7 protein-coding genes are annotated in these 7,390 nt (G+C 71.8%); 1 reads left to right on the top strand and 6 read right to left on the bottom strand.

What is annotated here, in order from left to right; translation table 11 throughout:
* Nucleotides 1–906: 906 nt before the first annotated feature.
* On the bottom strand, nt 907–1,185 hold the full coding sequence (locus tag ABT014_RS32985; protein WP_350643261.1) for a hypothetical protein: 279 nt from the start codon (nt 1,183–1,185) through the stop codon (nt 907–909).
* 1,468 nt (nt 1,186–2,653) lie between these two features.
* Here ABT014_RS32985 and ABT014_RS32980 point away from each other — a divergent pair.
* Nucleotides 2,654–2,929: a hypothetical protein gene (locus ABT014_RS32980; protein ID WP_350643259.1), complete on the top strand. Its 276-nt coding sequence runs from the start codon at nt 2,654–2,656 to the stop codon at nt 2,927–2,929.
* 31 nt (nt 2,930–2,960) lie between these two features.
* On the opposite strand, the gene ABT014_RS32975 is transcribed toward ABT014_RS32980, so the two are convergent.
* From ABT014_RS32975 to tpg, 5 genes are all read right to left on the bottom strand, one after another.
* Nucleotides 2,961–4,022 carry a hypothetical protein gene (locus tag ABT014_RS32975; RefSeq protein ID WP_350643257.1) on the bottom strand — a complete coding sequence of 354 codons (1,062 nt, stop codon included), beginning with the start codon at nt 4,020–4,022 and terminating at the stop codon, nt 2,961–2,963.
* Nucleotides 4,023–4,583: 561 nt separating this feature from the next.
* Nucleotides 4,584–4,826: a hypothetical protein gene (locus tag ABT014_RS32970; protein WP_350643255.1), complete on the bottom strand. Its 243-nt coding sequence runs from the start codon at nt 4,824–4,826 to the stop codon at nt 4,584–4,586.
* A gap of 223 nt (nt 4,827–5,049) precedes the next feature.
* Nucleotides 5,050–5,208: a hypothetical protein gene (locus tag ABT014_RS32965; protein ID WP_350643253.1), complete on the bottom strand. Its 159-nt coding sequence runs from the start codon at nt 5,206–5,208 to the stop codon at nt 5,050–5,052.
* Between the two features lie 504 nt (nt 5,209–5,712).
* A complete protein-coding gene (locus ABT014_RS32960; RefSeq protein WP_350643250.1) occupies nt 5,713–6,603 on the bottom strand; it encodes a PIN domain-containing protein in 891 nt (296 codons plus the stop codon).
* A gap of 217 nt (nt 6,604–6,820) precedes the next feature.
* Nucleotides 6,821–7,384 (bottom strand): telomere-protecting terminal protein Tpg, encoded by a 564-nt coding sequence (gene tpg / locus ABT014_RS32955; RefSeq protein WP_350643248.1) that lies wholly within the window; start codon nt 7,382–7,384, stop codon nt 6,821–6,823.
* Between the last annotated feature and the right edge of the window lie 6 nt (nt 7,385–7,390).

The following is a 7,390-nucleotide window of genomic DNA, read 5'->3' as shown; positions in this document are numbered from 1 at the left end:
GTGGTGTTCAGAGGTGTGCTCTTCCTATCTCCGCGGAGCGGGTCCCTACGGGCCTTCGGCCCTTCGTGCGCGATCGCCTCCGGCGATCGGCGGACCCGCTCCGCGTGTCCGTGACCTGACCTTCGGTCAGGTCGGCCCGGCTCCGCCGGGCCTGCGCGGCCGGGTCGCTCCGCTCCGCCGGCCCCGCTCGGGCTGATGCCCGTTCAAGTAGCTGAACTGGGCATTTTGCTGGCCTCAAAACCGGCTGACTAGGGGGAGGGGTCCGGCGCGGTGCTCGGGTGCGGGCCCTGCGGGGGTCGAGGTGGGGAGGTGTCCGCGCGAACGGGACGGCCGGGGAGTGGTCTGGACCTATCGGGCGCGGGGCCGCGCCCCGACCCGGCGATTCGTCAGGTGTTTCACTTCTGAGCGTCAGGAGATCCCGCCTGTAGGGCTGCCCCATCCTGGGAGAACGGGCGCTCCGGACCGCTCAAAAACTGGCCGGACAATCGGCTGACTTTCACCCACACCCGTGCATCAAAATCCGGCGCGAGACAATCCCGCCGAACGGCCTGTGTGCATTACAGGGATTCGGTTCCCTTTCGGGTTCCGTTTGGAGTTCCCTTTCAGGTCCTCTTTCAGGTTCTCTTCCGGGTTCCCTTTCGGGTCCCCTTCGACCGCTGCCGCCGAACCGGCGGGCACGGGTGCTGACCTGGTGGTCAAGGGGTGGGCGGGCGGGGGCGCAGCACGCCGACTTCTTCCCCTGGGGCCCGCTCGGCGGCGGGCCCGGGGAGGGGCTGTCCCGGCGGAGCTGTCGCGCCCGGCAAAGGGGTGGGGGTGGAGGAGTGTTCGTGCAGGTCACAGGGCGCGACAGCACCCCCTGTCGCGTCCTTCTCGGCGGGGTGTGACAGGGGGTCGTGACAGCTCCGGTCAGGCGGTCGAGGCGGTCTTCGCCAGGCGCTTGCGGGCGCGGTACGCCTCCAGGGAGACGGTACCGGGCGGGGCCGGGTCGTCCAGGCGCGGCACACGGTGGCGGCCGAGCTGGGTGGGGCCGTTGGTGGCGTAGCGCAGCGGGCGGACCGGCTCAGCCGTCCGGCAGGTCGGGAGCCACTCGGGATCGCAGATGCCACAGGTGCCCTCGGGCTCCGGGAGCGGCGGCGGCTTCGGCCGTCGGTGCCTGCCGGTGCCGGGCGGAGTCAGGGCGGTCATGCCCGGACCAACGAGGCGGGCCCCGCCCGGTCACCGGCCCGGCCGCCCGGTCGAGGAGGAGGAGAACAGCCCAGCGCAGCGCCCCCCGAACCCCGGGTGCCGCCGCCCACCACCCTCCCTCTCCTCCTTCGTCGGCCGGGTCGGGGGCTCCCAGGGGTAAGTCGGCGGTGGGCGGGCCGAACTAACCGGGTCTGACCTGCGGGTATGACCCGATGGCGGCGGGGCGGGGGTGTCTGTAAACGAAACCAGAAGCGAAACCGGAGCCGAAACCAGAGACGAAACCGGCCCGGGGCCCGGCCCCCGGGCCGCCGCCCGCCCCCTTCACCACCACGCCGCGGCCGCCGCCAGGCGGTCGCAGGAGGAGAGGCCGAGCGCCGGTGAGCGGGCTGTCCCGGATCGACGCGCCCGACCCCGCACACCACCACCCACCACCAGGACCAGGCGCACAGAGATAGATGTCGGGCCGGTGAGAACGCCCGAAAATCGGCCCTGAGCTGTGGTGATGCACCGGCCGGGGGTGCGGGTCGTGAACGCTGAACGAGACCCCCTACGAGACCCCGTACGAGCAGGTGAACGAGACCCCGTACGAGCAGCCAAACGAGACCTCTGCGCGGCCGTGTTCGGCGGCCTGGTCGTCGTCGTTGTCCGGCCCGGCCGGGCCGGGCCGCCGAGGGGAGCGGCGCAGCGCCGCCGCTCCGGTTCGGCGTGACCACCACGTGCTCGGCACCGAGGGCGGCGGGCAGGTGGGGCGCCAGGCGGCCTCTGCGGCCCTGCTGGGCCTCGGGCGGGCTCGGGGGGCGGAGATCCGGCTCCGGCCGGCGCGCGCAGCAGGTGGTCGTCTTCCCGCGCGGCCACCGACGCCCCCCGTCCCGGGGGGCGCAACCAGAAACCGACAGCACGCCGCAGGCGCAGACCCCGACCGACAACTACCCAAAGACCTAAGGAAGAGAAGGGGTTGTCGGATTTTCCCGGCCGCCGGAGAGGTGCTCTGAGCTGCGGTGATGCCGGTTCGGGCCGGGCGGTGGTGTGCTCACGAGACACCCGGAGAGGTGTTCCACGAGGCGCCCCCCGAGGTGGTCCACAAGGCACCCGACAAGACTCCGCGGCTCGGAAGGCCGGCCGCGCCCGCCGGGCCTGCGTGCTCGACGGCCTGGCCGTCGCCGTCGGCCAGCGGCAGGCGCCGAGGAACAGCCGCGCAGCGCCGCCGGTCCCGTCCGACGCCACCGCCCACCCACCACCACGGCAGGGAGAGGGGCCAGGACAGGGATGTCGGAATTTCCGGGGTCCTTGGATGGGGCTCTGAGCTGCACGTACGCCGGTCTTCCGCTGGATCCGGGAGACCGGCGTCAGGACCTGCGCCAGGACCTGCGGCAGGACCCGGGTCAGGACCTACGTCAGGACCTGGGCCGCTTCGGGCGGGCCGGGGGGCGCAGCGTGACCTGGGTGGGGCCGGGCAGGTTGTGCGGGCATGACGTACCCCTCGACCGATTCTCGGCGGCGCCTGGGCAGCGGGCTGACCGCGCTGTTTCCCGCCGCGGCTCCTGCCACGTCCGCCAGCCACCGTGCCGCCGAGCAGCTTCTGCTGCTGCGCGAGGCGACGGTGCCGGTGCTGGTGCTCACCGCAGCGGTGGAGTTGCTCGGGTTGCTGGCCGACAGCCAGGACGCGGTGACCCGCGAGGCGGCGGTGGCGACGGCGGACCGGCTGCGCGCGGCGGCCGAGGCCACGGCCGTCCCGGGCCGGTGAGTTCCGGTGGTGCGGAACTCACCGGCGCAGGTCAGGTGCGGGTCGGGTCGAGGGTCGGGTCCTGGCGCAGGGCCAGGGAGATGCTCTGAGCGGCGCGGCCGGCGCTCAGGTGCCGGATGGGGCGGTCCTGGACGTCGACCAGGTAGGTGAGCGGGGCGCCGAAGCCGACGAACGCGATCCAGCCTCCGCCGCCGTGGTTCTCCGCCCAGCCGACGAGCCGGTCGTCGCGGGCGACCAGGGCGAGGCTGTCCTGGTCGGCCCAACCGCGGATCTCCCAGGCGGGGCCGATCTCCGGCAGCGGGCTGGAGTAGGTGGTGGGACCGAGGCCGCGCCGGTCGAGCGGCAGCAGGTCGAGCGGCTCCGGCTGCGCAGCCGGCTCGGCCGGTGCAGCAGCCCTTGTTCCTCCGCGCGGAGGTATCGGGGCCGGGCTGCGGCCGTCCTGAATACCTCCGCGCGGAGGAGTGAGGTCGGCCCCGCCGGGCGGGCCCGGCGCCGGGCCGGGAACGGCCCGCGGCCGGTCGGCGGCAGGCTGCAGAGAGGCGGGCGCATTACCTCCGCGAGGAGGAACAAGGGCCGGGGTCGGGGCGGCGGGTGCCTGCTGCCGGGCGGGCATCCCCGCGGCCGGCGACCAGTCGTCGTACCCGTGCAGCGTCTCGTAGCGGATGGTGCTGCCCAGGCGCAGCATGCGGCCGGTGAGGGCGTCGAGGCCGGTCTCCAGCAGGCGCAGCGCCTCCGCCGCGCGTACGTCGTCGCTGGTCCCGGCGGCGGCGGCGTCCAGGCGCTCCAGGTAGCCAGCGGCGATGCGCTGCACCCGGGCGGCCAGCTCCAGCAGTTCCTGGCGCTGGGTGCTGCCCCGCTCCGGGCCGCCGTCCGGCCCGCCGCCATTACCTCCGCGAGGAGGAACAAGGGTGGCGGCCACGGCGTCCTGGTGGCGCTCGGCGACGGTGCGCCGGTACGCCTTCGACTCGCACGCCCGGTCGCACGACTTCTTCGGCCGGCCGCGGCCGGTGTGCGGTGGCAGCACCGTGCCGCAGCCCCGGCACGTGCGCTCCGGCTTGTCCTCACTCCTCCGCGCGGAGGTATCACTGACCATGATCCGCATCGTAGGCGCGACCTGTGACGCGGCCTCGGCCGGGCGGGCGGCGGGCACCGCCTGCTGCACCGCGCCCGGCTGCTGCCGGGCGTGCTGCACTTCGCGCTGCGCGTGCTGCACCGGCTGTTGCACTTCCTGCTGCACGCGCTGCGCCGGCTGGGCCCGGCGCTGCACGAGGGCGGCCAGGGCGGCGCCGTCCTGGCCGCCCGGCCGCGGTGGCGAGCAGTTCCTCCACCCGCGTCTTCCATTTCTCGCTCCTGGCGCCGAGAACTCTGCCGAACCATTGCTCAGACGGCCTGGGGAAGACTCCTCCGATGGTCCGTAACGTAGCGCTAGGGAAATCTGGTCCGTCGAACTTCCGGCGCGGCTGATTCACATAGGAATGCGGGAAAGTCTCGCGTGGAATGCACTGCATCTCCGCGCGGGGTTTCGTGCGGTCCACCGGACGCGGCCAGGTGTCGACACCGGCCGCACGATGTTGACGCGGCCGCCGAACCTCCCGGGCACCCCACCGCGTTGTTGCGCGGGTGCGCAACAACGCCTGTTGGTGGATCGCCGCGGTCAGCCCCGGTCGTCCGGTACCGCGGAGGCGGCCAGGCCGCCGGGGCCGAGCCGACGACGCGCGGCCGGCACTGCGGGCGGCGCCGGCGCCTCGGGCACCCCGGGCACCTCGGCGGTGGCCGGCTCCAGGAACGGGGCGCGCTCGACCGCGAGGAGCCGGGCCCCGCCGGACGGCTCGGTGGGGGTGTCGGTGGCGGGCTCGGAGAAGGGCTGCCACAGCGGGCGCCGGCCGGGGGAACTCATGATCACCAGTCTTCCAGGTCCGTCGGCCCGGGGCTCTGCGCGCCGGCGATAGTCCCCTGCCGGCTCTAGGGTGTTATAGATTTAGGTCATCGGTAGACAGCTCGTCCACCGATGGATGGACCCCACCCCGCCAGATCAGCGTCGGAGGGGCGGGGCCCAGAGCAACACGAAGTACAGCTCCAACAGGCGACCTGTTCCCGCAGGTCGCTTTGCTGTTGGCGGATCAGGAACCGATCAGGCCGGTGTCCTTCACGATCTGCCAGGCGAGCTGGAGGAGGGGGACGACCACCATCGCGATGATCCTCAGCTTCCGGTCCTTCGGGTTGCCACCGTCGTCCCCGGGATCAGGGTTCTTCTCCAGGGTGGTCGGCGGCTTCGTCATGCCTCTCCTTCGCTCGAACGGATAGATCCGGGACACCCACCTCTGTGAAGAGGTCGATGCACCCGATCCGTCCGGCCGAGTCCCGGTCGATCTGACGTACCGTGATTTTAGAGCACGACAACCCTGTCACGGAAAATCCGCAAACACGCCATTGCAGACATAAGGGATGCAGCGTGCCGGGTATTCTCGCAGGTCAGCGGCATTGCGATGCGACACCTGTAGTATCCGGAAAGATTCGCGGAAATCGCCTCTTTGACTACGTTTTCAGTGCACGGTGATGCGCTCCCCCGTCCTCGCAGGTTGCCTCCGGCGCACCCAACCGCGTGCGGGAGCTACCCGCTTGCGGTGGCGCCGGTCCGGTACCGGAAGACTAGAAAGCCGACCGCCCAGATGCCATATGACGTGCTATATGCCAGGCATATAGCACGGGTCCGAACCTATGTGGGCTCCCGGCGACCGGTCGACGGGGGCACCGGGTGAGCGGCCGCCCAGCACCAGCACACCTCAGACCTGCGGCGGAACCTCGTCCATCGCGGTGCCCTTCTTGCGGTACTGCTCGGGCAGGCGCAGCGTGGCGAGGCCCATGTGGTGGGCACGCAGGCGCATTCCGATGTCGTCGGTGAGGGTGCGGGCGCCGGTGGTGGGGTGGAGGTTGGCGAGGTCGGCGGTGCAGCGCAGGATGGCGAGATCGGTGTCGATGTCCCGGTGGTCGCCGTCGTGCCAGACCTCCAACGTTGCTTCGCCGGGGCGGAGGTCGACCGGGGCGGCCGGCTCGTGGCCGGACAGGACGCGATCCAGGTAGCGGATCGCGGTGGCGGCCTTCTTCGCCAGCGCCCCGGTGCCGTACTTCTGCCGGTCCAGCTCGTCCAGGACCCGCAGCGGCACGATCAGGCGGACCAGCCGGGTGTCCTCGCCCTGCTCCTTGAGCACCTCCCGCCAGCGCACATCACCGGGCTGGGCCCAGTGGTTGAGCATGTTGGTGTCGTAGACGACTGGCAGGCCCGGCCGGCCTGCCAGGAGCTTCAACGCCCGCAGTTCCTCCGTGGCGCTCGTCATCGCCGCGGCCTGGTGCTCGATCTCCGCGGCCAAGACCCCGTTGCGGGCCCGGATCTCCTCTCCTCCGCCCGTCGGCGACGTGACGTACGGGGCGGTCCCGCGGAAGGTCACCCGATTCGGGTTACCGAGCTGCAGGATGTGCCGGTAGACCTCGGTGCGCAGTCCGCCGGCCAGGTCCGGTTCGGCGAAGGCGTACTGCAGGGGCCGGAACGTCTTCTCGACAGCGTCGACGTAGGCCTGGAAGTAGTCCTGCGCACCGCGCGCGTTCTCCCACTCGACGAGGGCGGCGCGCAGCGTGGTCTCGGCGGAATCCAGGGTGACGCCAGGCTTGAGTCTCATGCTGGGGATCCTGCCCCGGTCCGGGACGGACGGCGAGGGGTTTCTCCCCCTTCCCGTACAGCGCGAGCACGTTGGTGTAGGCCCGGCGGCTCCGGGCATCGCCGTCCGCCTCAGATTTCGCCGATGAAAGCACATGTCGTGACAGAAATGAGGCCTTCCAGGCCGTTGGAGAACGGCCAGGAATCCCATTGTGGCGACACGGGTTCGGCCAGAGGGATCAGAAGCCCTCCAGGTCCATCCAGGAGATGTCGTTGAGCTCGACGTCGAGGCCGCGGGCGCGGCGGCCGCCGTCCTTGAAGTACTCGTCCCGCAGCGCGTCGGCGAGGATCTGCTCCTGCTGGGCCTGGGTGGCGCCGGCGTCGCGGGCGGCGTACAGCCGCTGGGCCACCGTGCCGGGCATCTTCTGCGTGATGGTGCGCGGGCGGGGGTCGTCGGTGGAGCCGGCGGCCGCGCTGTACCCGAACGTGCCGGAGATGTGCAGCATGAAGCCGTTGGTCTCGGCGTCGCGGCGCACCCGCTGCTTGACCCGCGGCTGCCACTTCGCGCGGACGAGCTGCTCCACCTTCTTCTCGTTGGCCGTGGTCATCACCGGCGCCTTGCCTTCTTTCAGCGCCTTGGCCCAGCGCTGGGCGGTGCGCACCGAGATGCCGGCGGCCTCGGCCAGGGCCGTGGTGTCGTTCTTGGCGACCTTCTCCCACAGGAAGCGCACCCGGGCGCTCAGCTGCACCGGAATGGGCCGGGTGCGCTCGGCTCGCTCCAGGCCCTCGTCGATCTCCCCCATCAGGTG

Origin of the sequence: Kitasatospora sp. NPDC094015 (assembly GCF_040304075.1) — a bacterium.
Lineage (GTDB): Bacteria > Actinomycetota > Actinomycetes > Streptomycetales > Streptomycetaceae > Kitasatospora.
The sequence above is the reverse complement of the archived record's forward strand: the minus strand, read 5'-3'. Positions and strand labels throughout refer to the sequence as shown.

What these genes read in the sequence shown, in the direction of transcription:
- ABT014_RS32985 (WP_350643261.1), bottom strand. Translation starts at nt 1,185, where the DNA reads ATGACCGCCCTGACTCCGCCCGGCACCGGCAGGCACCGACGGCCGAAG.
- ABT014_RS32980 (WP_350643259.1), top strand. Translation starts at nt 2,654, where the DNA reads ATGACGTACCCCTCGACCGATTCTCGGCGGCGCCTGGGCAGCGGGCTG.
- ABT014_RS32975 (WP_350643257.1), bottom strand. Translation starts at nt 4,022, where the DNA reads ATGGTCAGTGATACCTCCGCGCGGAGGAGTGAGGACAAGCCGGAGCGC.
- ABT014_RS32970 (WP_350643255.1), bottom strand. Translation starts at nt 4,826, where the DNA reads ATGAGTTCCCCCGGCCGGCGCCCGCTGTGGCAGCCCTTCTCCGAGCCC.
- ABT014_RS32965 (WP_350643253.1), bottom strand. Translation starts at nt 5,208, where the DNA reads ATGACGAAGCCGCCGACCACCCTGGAGAAGAACCCTGATCCCGGGGAC.
- ABT014_RS32960 (WP_350643250.1), bottom strand. Translation starts at nt 6,603, where the DNA reads ATGAGACTCAAGCCTGGCGTCACCCTGGATTCCGCCGAGACCACGCTG.
- tpg (WP_350643248.1), bottom strand. Translation starts at nt 7,384, where the DNA reads ATGGGGGAGATCGACGAGGGCCTGGAGCGAGCCGAGCGCACCCGGCCC.